Genomic DNA, 21,599 nt, shown 5'->3' on the forward strand with positions numbered 1-21,599 from the left:
CCGTCTCGAGACGGGGCTTTGCGCCCTTGCGCGCCTGACGGCGCGGTTCCTGGTTGTCCCTTCGCGCCTCACGGCGCGGTGACTATCCCTTGGCGGCGCTCTCGATCGCGGCGGCGATCGCGCCCCGCGCCGCGTCGAACGCCGGCGAAAGCGCCGGATAGGCCGGGATGGTCGCGCCGGGATGGTGGACGATGCTGGCGAACACCTGACCGGCGGAGCCGTCGAAGGCGAGCGCGGCGGCCGCCTTCGGCAAAATGTCGTGGGCGGGCGTCGAGGCGCCGAGTTCGAGCAGATGGGCGAGCGGCGAGCCGGAGCGGACGAAGCCGCCGACCACGCCGGGGCCGCGGAACGTGCCGCCATAGATCGAGGCGAGGTACTGGCCGGGCTTCGTCCCCTCGAAGCGGATGTGGGCGAGCGCGGCGTTGCGGGCGGCGTCGGCCATGTCGGACGCGACGGGGCCGAGCGCGCGCTCGAGCGCGTCCTCGGTGTCGGGCAGGACGGCGTCGATCCTGGCGTCGAAGTTGGCGTGCTCGAACGAGAAGCGGATCGAGGGCATCAGGCCAGCCCGACGCCGTAGAGGTCGATCGCGCCGGCGAGCGCCCGCCGGGCGGGGTCGACCTTGGTGATCGTCAGCGTCTCGGCCGGCAGGGTCAGCGTCACCTGGTCGCCTTTCTGCGGCAAGCCGGGGAAGCCGGCGGCGGCGAGGTCGGAAAGCATCACAATCAGATGGCGGTCGCCAAGCTCCATCGACCCGATCTGAGAAGCCGACCATCCTGTCGCGGCGGTCGCCGTGGTGTCGGCCTGATAGTCTTCGACGAAGGCCGTGACCGCCGCTCCGTTCAGGGGCGTCTGGACGACGTTCGGCGGCGTGCCGGACAGCCTGGCGAAGGTCACGGGCTGGCCGCGCAGGCGGATCGCGGCGGCGGTCGCGGCGGCGGCGGCGCGGTCGATCCTCATGGTTTCCTTCCGACGGGCGGCTTCGCGGCGCGCCTCATGCGACCACCGGCATGCGGTAGTTCAACAGTTTTCCCGCGATCGAGGGCGGGAGTTCGTTGTCGACCCCGGGGCCGTTGCCGAACCAGAACGCCTGCTCGAACACGCCGGGCGCGTTCTGGCTCCTGACCATCGGGTCGCGGCCTTGCGCATAATAGGCGATCTTGACGATCTCGACCACGGCGGCGACCACTTCGAACGGGATCGCGGCGAAGCCTGCGGTGAAGGTGACGGCGACCGGATCGGACCCCCACGCGCGGGGAAAGCCGAAGCTGTCGAGGCGGACGAGCTGGCCGTTCACGGCGTCGACCAGATAGTCGGTCCCGGAAATCAGCGTCGTCGGCGTCCCGGCGATGGTCTCGATGACGCTCCCAACCGAAACCAGCGGCCAGCGCGACAGTTGCAGCGGCGCGATCGCGGTGCGAAGCGTCCACGGGCGGCCGTCGCGGCCGGGGAAGATCTGGTCGAGGATCGTCTCGACGACGAACTTGTTGTTGGTGAAATTGGCCGCAGCGGCGGAGGCCTGCGGAATCAGGAGGGCGAGAAAGGCGTCGGCGGACGTGTCGGTCAGGCCGAGCATCATCTTGACGGTGGCGATATCGACGAGGTTTGGGCTCGCGGCCGGCGTGACGACGGTCGAGATGGTCGCGGGAGGGCCCATATCAGGGGCCGACGATGACGGTCAGCGTCGCCTGCGCCAGCGCGCCGGCGCCCGTCACGGTCGGCGTGATGGCGGCGAAGCCCTCGACGAACTGGAGTTGCGCCAGAAGCGTCCCGAAGGTCGCGGCGGTCCCAGATACCGAGGCGCCGGCGTTGGAGAGAAGGTCTGCGCCGTCAGGGTCGAGCAGCTTCACCGTGTGACCGGTGGTCGGGGCGGGCGTTCCGGGAACGAACTTGATTCCCCAGATGCGGCCGCGGCCGATGTCGAAGGTCGAGGCGTTGAGGTTGCCGGAGCCGTCGGCGGTCCATTGGACCGCATATTTGACGATGCTTCCGCCGAGCAGGGTTTCTGTAACGGCGATCGAACCAGCCATGGAAGCGCCTCGGCGGTGTCAGGGTTGCGATGTGTGGCGCGGAGCGCGCGGTCCAGCGGGGAGCGCATGGGGGCCTTTCGAGGGCGGCGCGACCCCTCATCCGGCGGGCTTCGCCGGTCACCTTCTCCCGCAAGGGGAGACGGAACGCGGAGGCGTCGACGTTCACCGGCCGTTGAAGATATCGATCTTGTCGATTGACAGCGTCGCGAGGCCGGCGGACGCCGTCTTGTACACGGTGTGCCAGGGCTGCAGGATCGCCGCGCCGCCGGTCGCCGCCCAGACGACCGAGCCGACCGCATTGACGCGGCCGCCATCGACGAAAAAGGCGATGTCGGCGGGGTTCGACCAGTCCACCCGGTAGAGGTGCATGTTGGTATCGGTCGCGATCGCCGAACCGCCAATAGGCTTGGCGGCGAAATTATAGGTGTTGCCTTGCCCGTCCCTCGACCAGATCAGCAGCGCATTGTTGGCGGTCCAGCCGAACAGCATGTAGACCGCCTGGTTCGGCAGCGCGCCGCCGACCCAGGCCGAACCGAGGCCGACAGCCGCCTGGACGCCGGCGAGCGAGGGCGCGACGGAGAGCGCGGCGCGCCATTCAGCCTGCCCGATCTTGGTGGTGTCGACGCTCAGCGAATCGTTGAAATAGAGGCTTGCCTCCTCGATTTCGGAGGTCGCCAGCAGCGTGCACTGGATGATGCCGCCGGAAGAGTTGGTTTGCAGCGCCACGGTCGGCGGCGCGGCGCCGACGATCTTCTTGACCCAGGCATAGCCGACGGCCGGCGAGCCTGCGGCCGGGATGCCGGCTGTGTGGCCGGCTCCGACGAACTCGTCGCCGAAGGCGAAGGCCGAGGCGGCGGCGACCGTCTCCGTCGTGTTGCCGTCGAATTCACATTGCACGCCGGCGCGGAATTCGGCCTTGGTGCTGGTCGGGGTGGACATGGGGCGAAACTCCGGACATGCGGGAAGGCGGCGGTCAGGGGCGGCGAGACGCCGCCCCTCCGGTCATCGTCAATTCGTGTAGGTGCTGATCTTGTCGGCGCCCTGGTAGCGCTCCCACACGATCAGCGTCGCCTCGGTGATGTTCGAGCCGTTGGATGCGCTGGTCTGCAGCGCGATGGTCTTGAAGCCGTTGGCCATGTCGAGCGCGACCTCGGGGACGATCTCGAAGATCACGATCTTGTCGGCGAGACTCGCGTCGCATTGGAAGGTCGCGCCGGCGGTCTGGGCGACAAAAACGTCGGTCGTGCCGGTGGCGTTGTCGAGCCAGACGCGCACGGCGTTGATCGCCTTCGACGCCGTTCCGGAGACGTCCTGCGCCTGCAGCGGCGAGAAGGTCACCTGCGCGGCGTTGCCCTGGTTGACGCGGGCGACGATCCATGCCTTTTCCGCGCCCTTGAGCGTGCGGTAGGAGCCAGTGCGGCCGGCGGCGTCGGCCGCGGGCGGAAGCAGACTGACGGGCGGGAACATGTCGGGGAGGGAATACTGGCGGGCCATTGCGGCGGGCTCCTGAAGTGCGAGGGATTGAAAGGGCGGCGCTCCGAACCATCACCCTGCCGCCTGCGGCGCCTGTCCCTCTCCCGCGAGGGGAGAGGGGGTCAGGGCGACGGGCTTTACCGGGCGGCGATGGCGACGAACGGCGAGCGGGTGTTGCCGCCCTTGAACGGGGTGATCGGGCTCTTCCACATCGGCTGGCCGTCGGTGCGGTAGGTAATGCGGAACACCATTTCGTCGGTCAGGAAGGCGATGTGCATCGACGTCGCCGCCTGCACGCCGCCCTTGTCGACCAGCGTATACTGGCTGAGATCGACCAGCACGATGTCGCCGGGCGAGCCCAACGCGGCGCTGTATTCGGTCTCGATCACCGGGCGCCCGAGCAGGGTCGAATAGGGCGAGCCGGAATAGCCGCCGGGCGGAAGATAGACCGGCGCGCCGCCGGTTCCCACCACCTGCGCCAGGCCCATCAGCTGCGGCAGCGCATCCTGGTTGACCAGCCAGACGCTGTTCTTGCGGCTACGCGACCACAGGCGCGACCACATCGCATCGACGTTTTCCTTGACGATGGTGGCGGTCGGCTGGCCGACCGCCTTGGCGACCGAGACCAGCGCGGTCGAATTGAGGATACCGAGCGGCTGGCCGGCGCCGGTGCCCTCGAACACCGAGTCCTCGGTCATGAACATGATTTCTTCCGCGAACGCCTGGCCGAGAATGGCGGTTAGCGCGGTCGAATCCTGCAGAAGTTCGTCGGTCATGTAGGCGAGCGAGAACAGTTTCTTGAGGTCGAACTCGGCCCGGCGGAACTTCGGCTTGGAGGACGAGGGCTGCGTGCCTTCGCCGACCCAGTAGGACTGTACGCCGCCCCAGCGGGATCCGGTGGCGCGGCTCGTTTCGTCGACCGCGTTGATCTTGAGGCCGTTCGCTTCCGCGCTGATCGGGATCTTGTTCACCCGGGAGAGGATTTCGCCCATATCGTGGGCGAGCATGAACACCGCCTGCTGGAAATCGACCTGGGCGAGGAAGCCGCCGCCGGTCGGATCGACTTCGGAGGCGCCGGTCGGAGCGCGGACGAGGCGCGGGTCGGCCGTTCCGCCGGCCTTGGTCGCCAGCGTCGAGCGGGCGATGGCCTGCAGCTGCTCGCCGAACGACTTGAACGGCAGGTCCTTGGCCGTCAGGCCGAGCGAGGCGGCCTCGGCGCGGGCGGAGCGAACGTACGATTCGAACTGGCGGCCGATCACCGGATTGTAGTTGGCCGGCGACAGGCATTCGCCGCCGCCGTTGAAGGCGCGCAGGTTGAAACCCTGCGCGGCGCGGGCGGCGAGGTTCGGATCGGGCTCGGCTGCGGCGGCCGAGACCGGCTGGGCGAGCGAGGCCGAACGGGCGCGAGCGGCCTCGACCCGGCGGATTTCCGCCTCGACCGCGACGATCTCGGCCTCCTTGGCGTCGAACGCCTTTCCGTCGGCGAGGATTTCTGCGGAATTCAGGTCGTCGGTCAGCGCGCCGAGTTTCCGGCGCAGCTCAGCGAGCTTGTCCATGTAGAGGGCTCCTTCGGCCGCGTCTCACAACGAGCGGCACTGGGGGATTGCGCACGTTTTCAGACGTCCGCGGGCTGCCTTGCCGAAGGGCGGTTTGAGGCGTCCGGTTTTTGAGACCGGAAGGGGGCGACGACCGCGGCTGACGGACCGATTCGAACGGCCGGCCTGTCTATCGCGCTGGCGATACGTCGCCGGCGAATGCGTGATCAGAGGCGGTTGCGGGCGGCGCGGGCGCGGGCCTTGCGGGCGCGAAGTGCGCGCTCGTTGTCCGGGTCTTCGTCGGCATTGTCGCCGCCGTCGTCGCCAGTCTCAGGGTTGTCGTCGTCGGGCGGCTCGAGCACGGTCATGATGTGCTTGCCGGCGGTGGCGCAATGCTCGTGCGCGGCGCGGAGGCATTTTTCGGTCTCGGCCGAGAGGCGGCGGCCGGAGCGGCCAAGGCCGAGGGCGGACAGCGCCTTCTGGACGCCGGCGGCGACCTGCGCCTCGACGTTTCCGGTTTCCCCGCCGGCGATCAGCTCGTCGGTCTCTTCCTTGGCCATGGCGGCGGCGATTGCCGCCCCCTCGTTGACCCAGGCGCGCATGCGGGCCGGCAGCGGCGAGCCGTCCTGCTCGGCTTCGGCCTCTTCCTCGACGCGGGCGCACACCCAGTCGGCGAAGGCGAGCAGGTCGCAGAGATAGGAGACCTCGTAGAGGCCGCGCTTGCGGTAGGCGCGCGCGAGGGCGCGAGGGTCGACGGTTCGGTGTTGCGAGCCCTCACCCTGCCCGGCTGCGCCGGGCTGTCCCTCTCCCGTTTCGCGGGCGAGGGGGAGGAGGTTGAGGCGGGCAACGTCGACGCCGGCGGATTTGGCGAGCGCGACGGCGTTGGGGTTGGCGGGGATGGGCACGATCGAGATTTCGAGCAGCTCCTGCTTCAGGAAATCGACGCCGCCTTTTCGGGTCTTCGACGGCGTCCATTCGATCGGGGCGAAGCCGACGCTGACGGTTTTGAGCCAGCCGCCTTTGACCATCTCCCAGACGGCCGCGGCGGTCGGGTTGACGTCGGCGCCCATGAACTCGATGTCGCCGACGAGCCGCGTCCCCTCAACCCGGACGTTCTTCGCCCGACCAATGGCGTTTTCGACCGAGGCGCTATCGTGGCCGAAGAGCGCGATCGGGTTCTGGTTGAAGTTGGAAAGCTCCCAACCCTTGGCCGAGATCACGTCGCCGTAGCGGTCGACCGTCTCGTCGGAGAAGACGAAGCTCGCGGTGCGGCTGTCGGCCGCGAGGACGGGCTCGGCGACGGTGGCGAAGCGCACGGTGGGAGTGAACGGCGTCGCGCGGGTGCGGCTCGCCTCGCGGGCAAAATCGGCGATGTTGATGGCTGTCGGCATGGGGGCCTCAAAAATTGTAAAGGGCGGCGCCGCCCTCATCCGGCGCTTCGCGCCACCTTCTCCCCGTTTCACGGGGCGAAGGGGTCAGGGGGCGGGCTTGACGGACTGGTCGGCGCTGCCGTCTGCGGGGCGGCCGCCGCCGTCGGCGCCGGTTCCGCTCGATTGCGAGCCCATCACGCTCATGTTGGCGGGCTCGAGCAGCTTGTCGCCGGCAGGGTCCGGATTGCGGCCGTCGTCGATGCGGGCTTCGTTCGGCTTCAGGAAGCCGCCCATCACGCCACGGGCGTAATTGTTGTAGCGGGTCGAGACGTCGGCGCGGGAAAGCTGCGTGAGGTCGTAGTCGACGAACAGGTTTTCGGCGCGCAGGTCGAAGTCGGTGTCCCACTTCCACGCCCAGCGCGAGGTGTAGCCGCTCATCGTCAGGTTGATGTATTCCTGCGCGAGCTGGGTGATGTTGTTGTTTGTGCTGCGCGCCAGATCGCCGATCATGTGCGCCGGAATGCGGAAGATGCGGGTCACTTCCTGAATTTGCAGGTTTCTGGCGGCGATGAACTGGGCGTCAGTGGCGCTCAAGACCGTCGGTTGGTATTTCAGGCCCTGCTCGAGCACCACGATCTTGCCGGAGTTCTGCACGCCGGAGCGCTTTTCCTTCCAGTCGGCCGCCATACGTTTCGCCGCGTCAGGCGTCAGCTTGGAATCGGTCGTCAGGATGCCCGAGGCGTTCGAGCCCTGGCTCATGTACATCGCCGCCTGGCGCTCATAGCCAAGCGCGAGGCCGATCGCCTCTTTCGCCAGCGAGATGCGCGAGGCGCCCAAGAGGCCATTCATCGAGAATCCGCGGACGTGAAACACGTCCTCGGCGGGGATCAGGAACGGCTGGCCAGCGAGTTCTGCACGCAGATGCAGGCCGTTCGGCGTGACCCGGTAGAAAATCTCGCCGTCGGGAGATTCCCAAAGCGCGACCCAGTCGGCGTTGACCGGGATCAGGGCGGAAACCTTGCCGCGGCGGTCGCGGATCTTGACCGAATAGGCGTTGCCGCGCAGTACGAGGCTGAGCTGCATCATCTCCGCCCATTCGAAATAGTTCTGCCACGAGTTCGGACGGTAGAGGAGGTTGTAGACCTCGTGGTCGACCTTGGCCTTGCGCGAGCCGTCGGGCAGGCGCTGAAAAACGGTTGGCGTCAGTTTGGCGAAGTCTTCGCACAGCATCGTCGCGGCCGCCATCACGGTGGTCGCGGTCAGCGCAGTCGCCTGATTGACCTCGACGCCGCTCGATGCGTGGGCGTTGAACCAACCAAAGCCCCAGTCCGAATCGCCCTCGGCGGAGCGGGTTTTCGCCCCGAACAGGCGCGTCAGCCAGGACATGCGCGCTCCCCTATTCGAAGACGATCAGGCCGCGATCGGCGGTGTAGACGGAGGCGTCCGGCAGCTCGGGATTGGCGGCCATCAACGCGCCGGCGTTGAAGAGCGCGCAGGCCGGGTCGATCTTGCCGAGGCCCGATTCCTCGCGGGCGAGGCGGACGGCGGTCGGGGTCTGAACGAGCTTCAGGTTCCCGACGCACCACGAGAGGAGCCGGCCGCCGCCGTGGACGAAGGAGCCGTCGGCGAGCTTGCGCTCGACGGTCTTGAACGCGCCCATCAGGCCGATGCCCTGGCGGACGGCGAACAGACGCTCTTCGTCCTGCGTGACGCCGATCTCGGCGAGCGCGTCGACGATCGTCCCGATTCCCATCGCGTCGACGCCGACCTGCGCGAGCAGCCCGCGATCGTTGATCCGGCGGACGACGTCGACGACCCTGGCGACGTCGGGCGTCCAGCCCTCCGGCGACGTCTCCGGCGGCAGCGCGTCGGCGACGAGCTCGGCGAGATCGTCGTCGTCGTCGGAGAGGTCCTCGACGCCGAGGTCGAACCGGAAGACCGTCAGATCGCCTTCCCGCTTGAACGCGAGATAGTCGGCGGCGTTCGCCTTGCGGCGCCCGACGCCGATCGTCGAGATCAGCGCGCATCCCCAGGCGAGCCAGCGCTTCGTGCCGCGCTCGCGGCCGATGACGGCGAGGCCGAGCAGGTCGTCGAGGCCGCCGCCGTCGATGCCGACGGTGCAGAGCTCGCACCGGTCGAGGATCGCGTCCAGCGTGAGGCCGGGCTCGACCCGCCGGGACCAGAGTTCGGCGCCGGCCCAGCCGTCCGCGCTGAGCCCCTGGCCGATCGGGACGTTGAGGTGCTTGGCGTAGAAGCTCGCGAGCTGCGCCCGGCCCGCCCGCTGCGCCTCCGCCAACTTGCCGGCGAGAAAGTCCGGATCGACGCTGGCGCCGAGGTTCGGGTTCGTGATCGACCACCAGCGGCGATGCTTGAACTGGTCGTCCTGGATGAGATGCTCGGGGAACTCGTAGAGAACCGGCAGCTTCTTCGGATCGACGATCTTGCCGTCGCGGATGGCGCGGAACTCGTCGAGCTTGTCCTTGAACACGCCCTTCGGCGGCCCGTCGGCGTGGGTCGAGAGGTAGATGACGAACCCCTCGGGCCGGCTCGCGAGGCCGCCCTCGGCCTCGATCAGCATGTTGGCGGAGGCGGCGCGCTTGCCGAACAGCCACAGCTCGTCGACCAGCAGGCCGATCGTCTTCTTGCCCGAAACGGTCTCGCTGTCGGCGGCGACCACCTTGAGCGTGGCGCCGGTGTTCCGGTGCTCGATCACGCGGCCCGCGCAGGGCTTGAGGATCGAGCGCAGGACGGAATGCTCGCGCACCATGTCGGCGGCCGGGGTGTAGCTGTTGTCCGCGACCTCCTTGGTGGGCGCGAGGATGTAGAACTCGCCCGATTCCCGCCAGTTGCGGATGAGGGCTGCGACCATGACGCCGGCGGCGAGGGTCGACTTGCCGTTCTTCTTGGCGATCAGGAGAAAGAAATACTGGATCAGCCGGCGGCCGGTCGCGGCGTCGTAGGCGCCGAAGACGGCGTTGACGAAGTCGCGCACCCACGGACGGCCGATGTCGCCGAACGGCGGCTTGCCGGCGACGTCGATGACCGGCAGGCTGTCGAAGATCTCGCTCGCGGCGCGCGCCTCGTCCGGGAACAGGGGGGCGAACGGGATGAGCGGGCGGCTCTCGACGAGGCGCTCGCGCCAGTCCGGGATCGCGGTCGTCCAGACGGGCGGCATTTACGAAAGCCGTCGCGCCGGCGCGAGCGGCGTCGCGAACGGGCCGGAGGCGGCGATCTCGGCGGCGCGGGCGGCTTCCTCCTTCTTGCCGAGCGGACGGTCGCGCTGCTCCTCTGGCATGCGGGCCTTTCCCACGGTTCCGAGGCCACGGTCGAGCAGGGCCCTCGCGGCTGCGGTGATGGCCGCCTCGCTCGAGCCGTCGATGGCGATCTTGCGCAGGGTGTCGACGGCGAGCGTCGCGTGCTTTCGGGCGGCGACGCGGATCTCGGCCTGGACGCTCGGCTCGGCCGACGGCGGGGCGAGCATGAACGGCAGCATGGCGGCGTCGCCGCCGATCTCGACGGTCGGCTTGCCGTAGCCCCGATCGAGGATCTCCTTCGCGGCGGCGATCTTGGCCACCTCGCTCTTGCCGTGGACGAGCACGTTCACCAGCGAGGCCAGGACGTCGCGAGCGTGCGCTTGCGCGACGCTGTCGATCTCGTCCGGCGGCGGGGCGGCGAGGGCTGCGGTCAGGCCGAGGGCGGAAAGGGCGGAGGGCTTGACGTAGCCCTTGGGCTTGCGGCCGGCGCCGGGACGCGCTCCGCCACGACGGGACTTTGTCTGAGGCTCCGCCATGATGCGTTTGATTTCCGGTTTTCAAAGCGCGTAATCAAACCACCAGCGCCCCAGAATTTTTTTGCGTTCATGGGGTTGGTAGCGGTTGCAAGGGGCGACCGTCCGGGGACGGAAACCCCACCCCCCGGGCGGGGTTAGCGGGCGCCCATCCGGGCCGCCCGGGCCGCCGCCGTCTTCGCCGTGTGGCACGAGCCGCACAGGCACTGGCCGTTCGCCGGGTCCGTCAGGCCGCCCCCGTCCCTGATCTCGACGATGTGGTCTGCGAACATCCGCTGCTCGCGCCGTCCGCACCCCGGCCCCTGGCAGACGCCCCCGGCCCGCGCGATCACCTCGGCGCGCCACGCCTTGTGCTCGGGCATGCCGTACCATGGCGCGGCTGTCTTCGGAGGGAGGCGGGCGGCGACCGTGGGCAGAGGGCGGAGCCTCGCCCTGGCGTGGCGCAGGGCCAACGGACGTCCCTCCCGAAACGACGACGGCCGGTCGAATCGACCGGCCGCGTCAGACACACTTTGCACTGTCCTCTTTTTTACGCACACCCGAAGTAACGCGTCAAGCAATTTCAATTTTTCAAAGCACGTCGCCCGCGTCGCCAGACATCCCGTCGAGGATTATCGAGGATCGACGCCGTGCCGCCCGCAATCCTCGACGCCCTCTTTCCTTCATGTCCTCAACGCCTTGTCGCCTGTCTGTCGAGCCTTTCGAGGATTTCGAGGATTGTTCCCTATACGTAGAACATTCCAAGAACCCCGAACCCCATCGCATACATTACGCGCGCGCAAATCCTCGATAGCCTCGACGCCTCACGCCAAGCGCCTCACTCGCTTGCCTTTTTCGACCGTCGAGCATTCCCGCAAATCCTCGCCAAATCCTCGACAATCCTCGACGATACCAGCGCCCGCGCCGCACGCGAACGGGCTCACGGGCCGGAGCGCGATCCACGCGCCGACCCGCGAGCCGTCGAGAACCTGGCCGATGACGCATGGGGCTCACGGGCCGGCGCTCACTCCGCCGCGATCCGGGCGGCGCCCTGCCCGACGATCGCGTCCGCGACCCGCCCGGCCGCCTCCGCCTTCAGCGCGTCGAACAGCGTCGGCACATCGATCTTCCTCGCCTCCGCCTCGACATAGGCGCAGCCGTCGAGGAAGTAGCGATGGTTCAACTCGACCCCCCAGCCGACCCGCCCGAATCGAACCGCCCGCATCGGCACGGTCATCAGGCCGCCGAACGGGTCGAACACCACGTCGCCCGGGTTCGACCACTGGTTGATGGCGCGGTCGACGATGTCGAACTGCAGCGGGCAGAGGTGCAGCTCGGCCCCGCGCTGCGATTGCAGCGTGTTGGCGCTCAGCATCCGGGTGATGTCGGTCCAGACGTCCGGATGGCGCGAATGCGGCGGCATCAGCATGAAGTCGGACGGCAGCCGCCCGCGCTCCTCGAACGCCTCGCAGATCGCGACGTGATGCTCGAAATTGTAGACCGTTTCGAGCGCGAAGGCTTTCCAGCGCTTGAACACGTCCGCGGCCTCGAAGCCGACGAGCTCGTCCGCCGTGATCAGCCGGTCGCCGCTGGAGCGCGTATAGGCGTGCGCATCGATCTGCCAGCGCGCCCGGCTGTAGCCGTCCGGATTGTCCCAATAGCCAGGGCTTGCCGGGATCGTCTCGCCGGTCTCCTCGTCGACGTGCTCGCTGACCGGATCGATGTACCATTTCTTGAGTTTTCGCACCGGGTCGTCGGCGTAGCCGTTGTCGCGGCTCGACGGCGGCTTGCGGAACAGGAGCAGCTTCTCCGGCACGCCGAATCCCATCCGGCTCCCGTCCTTGCATTGCTCGGTCCAGCCGAGCCGATAGGTCTGGTTGTTCTCCCGCACGACATCGGTGGTGATCGTCTTCTCGCCGAGATAGGCGAAGCCGTGTTTCCGGAACGCCGCGATGCAGTCGTAGCTGAACGTCGACAGGGTCTGGAAACCGAGGCCCGAGACGCCGCCCGGGATGATCCGGTCTTTCACATGGATCGCCGCATCGCGCCCAGGCTTCAGCACGCGAAACAGCTGCGGCACGAGATAATCCATCTGCGCCCAGAAATGCCGGTCGTCGTCGGTGTGGCCGAAGTCGTTGTACGACGGCGAATATTCGTATTGCGTCGAGAACGGGATCGACGACACGATCAGCCCGACCGAATTCGCCTCCATGCCACTCGTCTCTTCGACGCAATCGGCGTTGACCAGCCGATATTTTTCGGCGGAAACTTCGATCCGCTTGCAGCCGATCGACCTTTCCAGCGCTTTCGCCATGGCGGCGTGGCTGAGACCATATTCCCTGATGATGTCCGACATCTTCGCCACCATGGCCTTGTGTTGGTCCCATTTCCGCAGGAGCGTGCGCAGGATCGCCTGCTCGCTCTCGGCGTAGATGATGTGAATCTCGACCTCGCGCGTCTGCAGGAACCGGTAGATGCGGTGCAGCGCCTGAATGAAGTCGTTGAACTTGAAGCCGATCCCGAGAAAGATCGACTTCGCGCAATGTCTCTGGAAATTGCAGCCGGAGCCGGCGATCACCGGCTTCGTAGACAGCCGCGCGATCTTGCCGTCGGAGAAGTCGAGAATGCGCCGCTCGCGCTCCTCGAGGTCCTGCGATCCATAGACCGAGACGACCCCCGGAACCGCCCTCTCGATCGCCCGCCGCTCGTCCTCTAGGTCGTGCCAGATGAGAAAGTGCTCATCGGGCTCGGCGTCGAGGATCTCGCGCATCTTGGCGATTCGCGCCGGCAGCGTGTCGCGCTTCTCGCGCGCCGCGCCGACGAGGCCCGCGGCATGATCGGGAAACATCATCGTCTGGCCGCCGCGATCGGCGACCTTGCCGACGAGGTCGGTGCGGACGGTGTGATAATGGACGCGCAGCTCCGGCAGCGCGTAGCCCTCGTCGGAATGGCCGAGGTCGGACGGCCGCTGGATGAACAGCGCCCACGACGACACCCAGAACCAGAATTCCTCCGCCTTGTGCGGATGCAGCGTCAGCTTGTCGGCGTTGGTCGAATCTCGCTTGAAGAACCGCGTCTTGGCCTGCCCGACATCCATCACGCCGAGGAACGCCGCGTAGCTCAGGAGTTCGATGTAATCGTTGGGCGACGGCGTCGCGGTCGCGACGAAGCGAAAGCGCACGGGCTCGAACAGCCGCATGAACTCGCGAAACGTCTTCGTCCCGCCGAAGCCGCGCAGCACGGACGCCTCGTCGAGGCTCGCGGCGACGAACAGCGCCGGATCGAGCTTGCCGTCCCGCACCGTCTCGTAATTGGTCAGGAAAACCCCGTCGCCGGCGGCCTCCTCGATCCGGCGGATGAACGTCACCGGGATCCCCATGATCGCCGCGTCGCGGGTGAATTCTTGCCGCACGCCGAGCGGGATCACGATCAGGCCCCGACCGCCGAAGCGTTTGACGATCCGATGGATCAGCCGCAGCTGCACCCGCGTCTTGCCGAGGCCGAACGAAGCGAACAGCGCCCGCCGCTTGCCCTTGTAGAGCCAGTGCTCGGCGTCGTTCTGGTGCGGCTTCAGCCACGGGCTCGCGTCGAGCGCCCCCTCGCCCTCCAGCTCGGCCGCCCCGGGGAGCGGAATCTTGGCCCGCAAGAACGCCTCATAAGACAGCGCGCGCCCCTCTCCCCCTTCGGGAGAGGGACAGGCCGCGAAGCGGCCAGGGTGAGGGTTCGCAACGCCGCCCTCAGACATCGGCCCGCCCCTCCGCCGGCGTCGCCGCGAGGTCCGCCACCGTCATCCCGAGCTTGACGAACTCGTCGCCCAGAAACTCGATCAGCTCGACCGTCACCCTTCGCCGGTTCAGCGTCTGGCCTTCGGCGAGCGGCTTCGCCCGCACTGCCGCCGCCGCCCGCATGACGGCCGCCGCCGCCTGGACGATCGCCCCGTTCCACACCTCCATTTCGCGCACGCTGCGCGGAAACGAGCCGCTCATGACGAAAACCTCTCGTTCGCATCGGGAAGGTCGGGCCGCGCCGGCACGTCGTGCAGCGCGACGTCGAGATAAGCGCGGGTGTGGCCGCGATCGTCGCGCTTGAACCGCCGCTTCATGTCGCGGCCGAACCGGTTCTCGTGGAACACCGCGACGGCGTTCGCCATCGCCCACGACTTGAACGCCTCGTACATCACCCGCGCCTGCACCCGTTCTCCAGGCGCCGCCGCGACGCAGGCCTCGACGAAGCGGCCGATCGGGTCCATGTCCTCGCGGAATTCCTGCGTCGCCGCGGCGCAGGCCTCGGCCACCACCAGACCCTGGCCCAGAAAGTCCTGCGCGCCGCCGATCAGCCAGTTGAGGATCCCGGCCCGCTCGCTCAAAAGCTCGGCGACCAGCGCGTCGAACGGCTTTCGCTCGGCTTCGGGGATGGTGACGCCCCAGTGGATGACGAGCATCCTGCGCCAGATGCCGAGGTCGGTGCCGTCGATGCGCGGATAGCCGTTGCCGACCATGTGCGGCGTGGCCACGTTCGGGAATTCCAGATAGCCCTGAAACAGGTCGCGGACGACCAGCGTGTCGCCGCCGGTCAGGCGCTTGACGAGATCCTCGCGGACCGCCTCGCCCTCTTTCAGCTCGTCGATCCGGACGAATCTCTTGCCGAACAGCCGCACCAGGTCCGGCGACGCCTGCCCAGCGCCGCGCTCGCCCGTCCCCATGATCGTCTCTTTCGGCAGCGAGACGCCGAGCGACGGCCCGATCACGGCGGCGAGCACCGCCAGAAACACCGATTTTCCGTTCGCCCCCGCGCCGTAATGAAAACAGAGCTTTTGCGCCAAGAGGCCCAGAAGCCCCATCGCCGAATAGCTTTGCAGCGTCCGCCGCACCGCCGGGTCGGGCAGGCAGCGCTCGAGGAAGGTGAAGAATTTCGGCGCCTTCGCGTCGGGGTCGTAGTCGGAGCCCACGAGGCCGGTCAAAAAGTCCTCGCGGTCGTGACCGGCGCGCGCCTCGGCCCGCGCGATCTTTCGCACGACGTCAGGATCGGGACACTCCCAATCGTCCTCGACGCGAAAGGCGATGGTCGCGTTCTTCGCCGCGAATTTCAGCGGGTCCTTGTTGAAGTCGGCCGACGGCTTTCGCGTCAGCGGCTGCGCCATCTCCAGCATGCTCTTGATCCGGGCGGAATTCTTCGACGACACCGCGAACCGCCAGCGCGCCAGCTTTCGCCGCGTCAGCGCGTCGCGCGCGGCCTTGGCGGCGAAACGCGCCGCGACCGCGATGGGCGACTTGTCGTCGGCGGAAAACGCGTCCGCCGCCGCGACCGCCCGCCGCTCTTCCGCCGAAAAGCCCAGAAACTCGGCCTCGGCCGCGATCCGCCCGCCGATTTTTTGCGCCGCCCGCGTCACCAGCGACGGGCCGCACGCGTAATCCCAGAACCGCCCCTCCCACGAAATCCAGTCGCCGCCCGGCTTGCCGTCGCGCGCCACGACCGCGATGTCGCGGCCGAAATGGGCGATCAGGCGTTTCGCGTTGTCGGTGTCGCTCTGGTCGAGGCTCGCGCATTCCCGCACGATCGCCGGATCGCCGCCGACGTCCGACGGCGGCCCTTCGCCTTCGTCGCCGAAGCTACCCTCTCCCCCTGCGGGAGAGGGACAGCCGGCGAAGCCGGCAGGGTGAGGGTCCGCAACGCCGATATCGGCCGGCTCGCGCCCAGCATCCGCGCGCGCCCCCTCATCCGGCGGCTGCGCCGCCACCTTCTCCCCGCTCCCGCGGGGCGAAGGGCGCCCGTCCGACAGAACCACCGGGTTCGCCAGGATGGCGCGCACCCGCGCCTCGCCCTCGGCGCTCATGATGCGACCCCGGGGCGCTCGCCCCCCTTGCCCCGCAGCACGTCGTTCAGATCGACCCCCTCCGGCGTCGGCGTCGCGCCGATCAGCCGCCCGGGCCGGGCGTAGCGCCGGGAAGCCCGCTCCATCGCCAGCGCCGTCAGAAAGGGTTCCGAATCGCCGTCGCGGATCAGCAAAAGCTCTTCCACCGAATCGGGGATCGGCAGGCCCGGCCGCGACAGGTCGGGTTCCGGGCCGGGCACGCGCTCCGGCCGCCCGTTCGCCCGCTTCAGCGTCGGGTGCGGCACGCTCTCGACCGCGGGGCCGGCGAGGTTGCCGAGGTCGCCGGCGGCGGCGTAGAAAAATTTTCGGTCGGCGTCCCCCTGGCGCACCGACAGCGTCGTCTCGATCCCCTCGCCGCTGGCGAGCCGCAAAATCCCCTCTCCCCCCGGGAGAGGGTGGCCTCCGGAGGAGGCCGGGTGAGGGTTCGCCGACAGCGCCGCCCAAAAAACCCGGTCGACCAGCAAAAAGCATCCGGCCTTGGAGCCGCGCATCTTCTTCGACGGCAAAATTTCGCCCGTTTCGGGGTCGGCGATCGTCGCCTTCTCGCCCGGATTCTCGGGATCGATCCACGTCTGGTGCAGCCCGCGGAATTTGCCGCCGCCGTCCACGAACGGCGCGAGCATCGCCGGTCCGGTAAAGATCAGCCGTGGACGTTTCCGCCCGCGCTCGTCCACAATCTCGCCGTCGTAGTAACGCGCCGCGGGGTCGAACTTCACGATCACGCCGTCGAGCGCGAAAATGTCGCGCCCGCGTAAGTAGGCCTCGACCGGCGTCGACCAGAAGTCCTGCGCCTCCCGCCACATCCGGTAGAGCCGCGCCCGCTCTTCCTCGCGATAGCGCGCCGAATCGGCCTCGCGCTTCGCACGTCTGGCGGCGAGCTCGCGCTCGCGCCGCGCCGCCTCTTCCGGATCGATGTCCTGCGCCCCGCCCAGCCATTCGACCGCCTTCAGGAAGCTCAGCCCCTGCGCCCGCTCGACCAGCCGGATCACGTCGCCACCGTCGGCGCACACCGCGCACGCCCAGGCGTCGTCGCGCTTGATCTCGAAGCGCAGCGCGCTCCGCCCGCCCCCGCACATCGGGCACGTCCCCATGAGCGTGCGCCCGCGCCGCTTCAGGACGGCCCCGAGCCGCACCGCGACGTCGGCGACGGGATTGCGGACGCGAAGGTCCGCCAGCGCTGCTTCGGAGAGCATCTACCCTCTCCCGTTCACGGGAGAGGGACAGCCGGCGAAGCCGGCAGGGTGAGGGTCCGCAACGCCGAAGCCGACCGGTGGCCACCCGGTCCCCCGGAGGCAGGGCGAGCCGTCGACCTCTTGCCGAGACCCTTTCGGAAAGATCGACCCTGTCAAGGGGCGAAGCCGGCCTTCGGCCGCGCGCGAAGCGCGCCCTTGACAGGGCCGATCTTTCCGATCTTCACGCCAGCAAGAGGTCGACGGGGGGATGCGTCGAGCCCGCCCTGCCGCAGCCGCGGTCCGCGCGCGCATCACGCCGCCCTCCCCTCGGCCGCCGGCGCCGGCAGCGCCGGCGCCCTCGCGCCCGCCTTCGCCAGCGCCAGCAGCCGCTTCGCCACCGCGGCCTTCATGTCGAGTGCGAGGCTCTGAAAGCCGTCGCGCCGCGCCTCGGCGCGCGCCGCGCGCAGGTCGATCCGGGCGAAGGCCGCCTTCACCGTCTCGGGCTTCATCGGGTGTTCGCGAAAGAGGCGCGCCAGCGCCCGCACGTTGGCCGAATCGACGAGGCCGCACTTCGAGCCCCGCGACGCCATGATCGCGGTCAGCGCCAGCCTCAGCGCGTCTTCCCCGTGATCGGCCAGCGCGCGCAGCAGCGACGAGGCCGCCATCGTGTCGCCTTCCCGCTGCCGCCTGGCCTGGCTGGGATAGGTCAGGATGCGCACGCCGCAGCTTTCCGCGATGGCCGCGCAGCGGACGGGCTCCGGCTCGCCGGCCGCGAGCGCCGCCTTGAACACGGCCATGCTCGTCATCTTGAAGGTCGAGCCGTTGATCGCGGCGAAGCTCTTCGCCTGGCGGCGCGTATCGGCGATCACGATCATCGCCGGGACATGCGTCTCGCCGACGAGCAGCGCGGCGCAGGAGCGATGCTGCCCGTCTATGAGCGCGAAGCCCCCCCCCCACGACCGGCGCCGCGACGACCGGCGAGAACAGCGACCAGTCGAAATTTCGCGCAATCGCCTCGACGTGCTTCCGCGACCACGGCGTCATGTCGCGCTGATAGGCGCGGTCAACGCGCAGATCGGCGATGGCGACCCATTGCAAGCTCGGAACCGCGCCATGATCGGCGGGCGGCGGAGCGGAAAAGCCTTCGATCGAAAGCGGGTCCATGGGAAGCCTCGTGAAGGACGCGTCCCCCTCGCCCGTTCACGGGAGAGGGACAGCCGCGCGGAGCGCGGCGGGGTGAGGGTTCAGAGCGCCGAGGCCGGGGATGAGCGCCCCGCCGCGGCCGGGGCCGCGACCGCCCCGCAGGCCTCCATGCGCCGCGCGAACGCCGCGCCAGAAATCCGCCGGGCGCCGAAAGCCGCGCTCGCCGCCCGCACCGCGTCGTCGCGCGAGGCCGCGGCCGGCCGGCAGAAGACGGCGCGGGTCGCCTCGTCGAGCCGCCAGCCGCGCCCCCAGGCCGTCTCGATCCCGAAGCCGTCGGGCGCGATCTTGCGGCGGACATGACAGATCAGCACGTCGAGGATTTTTCCGCATTCCGGCCAGTCGCGGCCGGCGTAGAGGGCCGACATCGCCGCCTCGCGCGTCAGCACGGCGGGGCCGGACGCGATCAGCGCGCCGAACAGGTCGCGCTGGCGCTTCGTCAGGCCCCAGGCGTCGGGGATCAGGAGGTCCGGCCGGTAGAGCGCCGCCTCGAGGTCGTCGATCCGCAGCCGCAAGGCCGCGTTCTCGTCCTCGAGCCGCTCGATCTCGGCGCGGCGGTCCGCGTCCACGGCCCGGGTCACGACGCCGCCCTCCGGTGATGGGCGCAGTAAGGCCCGCGGCCTTCCTTCGCCTCGGCGCAGAACAGCTCGTGCCCCTCGCCCGGCGCGCGATCGAGCCCGACCGGCCAGCGGCAATGATGCGGCTCGAGCGCCATCAGCGTCACCCCGACCGTCGCGAAACCCTCTCCCCTCGCCCGCGAAGCGGGAGAGGGACAGCCGGCGGAGCCGGCAGGGTGAGGGTCGAGGTCGGGCTTGTTCCCGGCGATGGCGAGGTTCAGGAGGTTCTCCTTCGACCAGGCCATCGTGGTTCTCCCGATTGTTCGGCGCACAGCCGCGCCGGCGAGGAAAAAATCCCGGCCGGGGTCGGCCAGAACCGCTTCGGCAGCGGATCGCTCATCACCTTCACGTCGCCGGGCGGCCCGGCGGCGTGGGCGCGGCGGAGGTCGGCGAGGTGGCGCGCGCAATCGCGCACCGCCCGCGCCCGCTCCGCGTCGAAATCCGTCTTCTTCCGCTTGGGCTTGAGCCCCGGCGACGAGCCTTCGCGAGGCCGGCCCATCAGCCGAACAGCCACGGCGCCAGCGCTTCCGCGCGGGCGGTGAGCTCGCGCGCGCGGCGGCTATGCTCGCGCGCCAGCTTCAAGAGCAGGTGCGCCTCGGCGATCGGGTTCGCTCGCGAGCCGCGCCAGCGCCAGATCGATCTTGCGGTCGAGAGCCTCCATCCGCGCCACCAGATTCGCCACCGTGTCCGCATCGAAGTCATGAGCCCTCCCACGGCCAGCCCGGCCGTCCTGCGTCCCCTCGTCGGCCTCGTCCGGAAGGACGCCCGCCTGAAGCCCCGAAACCGCGTCCTTGCACCGCTCCCACTCGTCGCCGCGCAGCACCGCGTAGCCGCGCCAGGCCTTCGCCGCCTTCGAGACGGTAAGCTTTCCACGCCGGGCGACACGGCGGATCATCGCGTCGAACGCTTCGCCGGGGTCGCAGGGGCCTGCGAGCGCCGCCAGCACGTCCCGCTGCCGGATGAGGAATTCGTCGGTGGTGATGCTGGTCACGACGCCCTCTCGGTTCTGATTTCGGAACAAAATGTTCCGCATTCGGAAGTCTCCGCGTGCGACGGTTCTTCCCGTCGCAGGAGACCGGAAATGCTCAATGCCGACAAAGACCACGAACCCAACGCCTCGCCGCTGCGTCAACAGCGGCGAAGGCCGATCTCGACCCCTCGAAGAGCGCCGCGACCGGCGGCGAAAACCCCTCTCCCCTTGTGGGAGAGGGACAGACCGCGAAGCGGTCAGGGTGAGGGTTCAGAACGCCGACGCCTGCCGGCTCGGGCCAGTAAGCCTCGGCCATCCGCGCCCAGTCCTCGCGGTTCTCGCGAGCCACGGGCGATTTCTGAGGAAAGGCGGCCGGCGAAGCCAAGGGCTCGACGCCGGCCGCATCGCGCGACGGCGGCCGGGAGGCTGCGGCGCACGCGCGCGAATTCCTGGCGAAGAAGCGGGTCGGAAGCGTCATCGGGCAATCTCGGCTCCGGCGGGAACGGGCCCGCCGCCTTCGACCCGCTGGCGAGGCGCCTCGCGCTCCATCGCGTCGAGCAGGATCGCGACCGGCCCGCTCTCGCGCTGGCCGTTGACCAGCCGCGACACGGTCGCCTGGGCGACGCCGAGGCGTTCGGCCATCTGCGCCTGGGTCAGGTTCAGGAGCTCGATCAGGCGGGCGGTTCGGGAAGGGTCTGCGCTCATAATCCAAAAGATACGCTATGGATTATCGCGCCGTCAATCCGTTTCGTATGATTTTTTTTGTTAGGGTCCGACGGCGGCGCGGTTTCCGTTGCGCCGCGCGCATTTTCGGGGACGCCGCGGCGGATCGTCGCGGGATACACCAGGGAAGGCGAAGGCGATGGCGGACAACGAAGAAGCGAGAGCCGCCGCGGCGGCGAGGTTGCGACAGGCGCGCAAGGACAGCGGATTCGACAAGGCCAACGCAGCCGCCGAGGCGATGGGCGTCAAGGTCGCGACCTACAATCACCACGAGAACGGCACGCGGCCGTTCCGCCGCGAGGCGTCGCGCTACGCCAAGTTCTTCAAGGTCAGCCTCGACTGGCTGGTCGACGGCCGCGGCCCGAAGCCGCGGCCTCCGGCGGCGCTTCCGCAACAGCGGTTCCATCTGTCGGACGTCGAGGCTGCGGCCGATTCTCGCCCGCGAGGGCCGATCGACCTGCGCCGCCTCGCGCGGCTGATCGATGCGGCGAAAGAGCAATTGGAATCGAAGCCAATATCGGATAACGAGGCGCGCCTTCTGGTCGAAGCTTTGCAAGAAGATTCGAGAGTGCCTCCAGATCCTCGAGTGTCCGCGCCAGAGGAGGACCAGATAAGAGTGCGAGCCGATTCTGTAATCCGCTTCGCATTGCGTAAATAGCGTCGAGCACTTCCGTCCGCGCATCCATTGCCGCCCCCGGCCCCGGGCTTTTCGCCCTTTAGGCGCTGACTGTCAAGCACGCTTGACAGGTTTCACTGGTTGACAACGTCACCCCCCCCCCCCCCCCCCCCCCCCCCCCCGCCGCGTCAGAAAAAAACAAAACAAAAACATCTACACCAAAAGAAACGGGCGAGCCCAACCCAAGACGACGCCGCG

General features: G+C 68.7%; 22 protein-coding genes. 1 reads left to right on the plus strand and 21 read right to left on the minus strand.

The annotated features are described in order from the left end of the window. Positions 1 to 82: 82 nt before the first annotated feature. The 21 genes from DFR50_RS26790 to DFR50_RS26900 all read right to left on the minus strand — a co-directional run bounded on the left by DFR50_RS26790 (position 83) and on the right by DFR50_RS26900 (position 20,707). Positions 83 to 556, minus strand: a complete 474-nt coding sequence (locus DFR50_RS26790; RefSeq protein ID WP_113892590.1) for a hypothetical protein — start codon at positions 554 to 556, stop codon at positions 83 to 85. Then, entirely contained in the window at positions 556 to 957 is a 402-nt protein-coding gene (locus tag DFR50_RS26795) for a hypothetical protein (RefSeq protein ID WP_113892592.1), read from the minus strand. The genes DFR50_RS26790 and DFR50_RS26795 overlap by 1 nt, the downstream gene beginning before the upstream one ends. A gap of 34 nt (positions 958 to 991) precedes the next feature. Next, positions 992 to 1,654, minus strand: a complete 663-nt coding sequence (locus DFR50_RS26800; RefSeq protein ID WP_113892594.1) for a phage head-tail connector protein — start codon at positions 1,652 to 1,654, stop codon at positions 992 to 994. A gap of 1 nt (position 1,655) precedes the next feature. Continuing rightward, entirely contained in the window at positions 1,656 to 2,027 is a 372-nt protein-coding gene (locus DFR50_RS26805; RefSeq protein ID WP_113892596.1) for a hypothetical protein, read from the minus strand. Between the two features lie 162 nt (positions 2,028 to 2,189). Beyond that, on the minus strand, positions 2,190 to 2,966 hold the full coding sequence (locus tag DFR50_RS26810) for a hypothetical protein (RefSeq protein WP_113892598.1): 777 nt from the start codon (positions 2,964 to 2,966) through the stop codon (positions 2,190 to 2,192). 69 nt (positions 2,967 to 3,035) lie between these two features. Further along, positions 3,036 to 3,521 (minus strand): hypothetical protein, encoded by a 486-nt coding sequence (locus DFR50_RS26815; RefSeq protein ID WP_113892600.1) that lies wholly within the window; start codon positions 3,519 to 3,521, stop codon positions 3,036 to 3,038. Positions 3,522 to 3,637: 116 nt separating this feature from the next. Further along, positions 3,638 to 5,056, minus strand: a complete 1,419-nt coding sequence (locus DFR50_RS26820) for a phage major capsid protein (protein WP_113892602.1) — start codon at positions 5,054 to 5,056, stop codon at positions 3,638 to 3,640. A gap of 206 nt (positions 5,057 to 5,262) precedes the next feature. Then, entirely contained in the window at positions 5,263 to 6,426 is a 1,164-nt protein-coding gene (locus DFR50_RS26825; RefSeq protein ID WP_170153408.1) for an HK97 family phage prohead protease, read from the minus strand. 84 nt (positions 6,427 to 6,510) lie between these two features. Beyond that, positions 6,511 to 7,791 carry a phage portal protein gene (locus tag DFR50_RS26830; protein ID WP_113892606.1) on the minus strand — a complete coding sequence of 427 codons (1,281 nt, stop codon included), beginning with the start codon at positions 7,789 to 7,791 and terminating at the stop codon, positions 6,511 to 6,513. A 10-nt stretch (positions 7,792 to 7,801) separates the two neighbouring features. Continuing rightward, positions 7,802 to 9,580 carry a terminase large subunit gene (locus tag DFR50_RS26835; RefSeq protein WP_113892609.1) on the minus strand — a complete coding sequence of 593 codons (1,779 nt, stop codon included), beginning with the start codon at positions 9,578 to 9,580 and terminating at the stop codon, positions 7,802 to 7,804. Further along, positions 9,581 to 10,195 (minus strand): hypothetical protein, encoded by a 615-nt coding sequence (locus DFR50_RS26840; protein ID WP_113892611.1) that lies wholly within the window; start codon positions 10,193 to 10,195, stop codon positions 9,581 to 9,583. It lies immediately after the preceding gene. A gap of 134 nt (positions 10,196 to 10,329) precedes the next feature. After that, positions 10,330 to 10,644 carry an HNH endonuclease gene (locus DFR50_RS26845; RefSeq protein WP_342634582.1) on the minus strand — a complete coding sequence of 105 codons (315 nt, stop codon included), beginning with the start codon at positions 10,642 to 10,644 and terminating at the stop codon, positions 10,330 to 10,332. A gap of 551 nt (positions 10,645 to 11,195) precedes the next feature. Then, positions 11,196 to 13,817, minus strand: a complete 2,622-nt coding sequence (locus tag DFR50_RS26850; protein WP_245428171.1) for a DNA methyltransferase — start codon at positions 13,815 to 13,817, stop codon at positions 11,196 to 11,198. 91 nt (positions 13,818 to 13,908) lie between these two features. Next, complete coding sequence (locus DFR50_RS26855) at positions 13,909 to 14,157, minus strand: hypothetical protein (protein WP_113892618.1); 249 nt, start codon at positions 14,155 to 14,157, stop codon at positions 13,909 to 13,911. Continuing rightward, positions 14,154 to 16,004 (minus strand): DNA primase family protein, encoded by a 1,851-nt coding sequence (locus tag DFR50_RS32365; RefSeq protein WP_170153409.1) that lies wholly within the window; start codon positions 16,002 to 16,004, stop codon positions 14,154 to 14,156. The genes DFR50_RS26855 and DFR50_RS32365 overlap by 4 nt, the downstream gene beginning before the upstream one ends. After that, entirely contained in the window at positions 16,001 to 17,236 is a 1,236-nt protein-coding gene (locus DFR50_RS26870; protein ID WP_113892624.1) for a DUF7146 domain-containing protein, read from the minus strand. Before DFR50_RS26870 ends, DFR50_RS32365 begins: the two co-directional genes overlap by 4 nt. Before the next feature lie 290 nt (positions 17,237 to 17,526). After that, complete coding sequence (locus DFR50_RS26875; protein ID WP_147262944.1) at positions 17,527 to 18,084, minus strand: hypothetical protein; 558 nt, start codon at positions 18,082 to 18,084, stop codon at positions 17,527 to 17,529. Positions 18,085 to 18,459: 375 nt separating this feature from the next. Then, the gene (locus DFR50_RS26880) at positions 18,460 to 18,996 is read right to left on the minus strand and encodes a winged helix-turn-helix domain-containing protein (protein ID WP_113892629.1); all 537 of its coding nucleotides are present in this window, start codon (positions 18,994 to 18,996) and stop codon (positions 18,460 to 18,462) included. Then, complete coding sequence (locus DFR50_RS26885) at positions 18,993 to 19,277, minus strand: GcrA family cell cycle regulator (RefSeq protein WP_113892631.1); 285 nt, start codon at positions 19,275 to 19,277, stop codon at positions 18,993 to 18,995. Before DFR50_RS26885 ends, DFR50_RS26880 begins: the two co-directional genes overlap by 4 nt. A gap of 314 nt (positions 19,278 to 19,591) precedes the next feature. Continuing rightward, on the minus strand, positions 19,592 to 20,065 hold the full coding sequence (locus tag DFR50_RS26895; RefSeq protein WP_113892634.1) for a hypothetical protein: 474 nt from the start codon (positions 20,063 to 20,065) through the stop codon (positions 19,592 to 19,594). Positions 20,066 to 20,476: 411 nt separating this feature from the next. After that, a complete protein-coding gene (locus tag DFR50_RS26900) occupies positions 20,477 to 20,707 on the minus strand; it encodes a helix-turn-helix domain-containing protein (protein ID WP_113892636.1) in 231 nt (76 codons plus the stop codon). 199 nt (positions 20,708 to 20,906) lie between these two features. Between DFR50_RS26900 and DFR50_RS26905 the strand changes: the two genes are divergently transcribed. Beyond that, positions 20,907 to 21,383, plus strand: coding sequence for a helix-turn-helix domain-containing protein (locus tag DFR50_RS26905; RefSeq protein WP_170153410.1), 477 nt, complete (start codon positions 20,907 to 20,909; stop codon positions 21,381 to 21,383). Positions 21,384 to 21,599 lie beyond the last annotated feature (216 nt).

The sequence above is a fragment of the Roseiarcus fermentans genome (assembly GCF_003315135.1).
Classification (GTDB): Bacteria; Pseudomonadota; Alphaproteobacteria; order Rhizobiales; family Beijerinckiaceae; genus Roseiarcus; species Roseiarcus fermentans.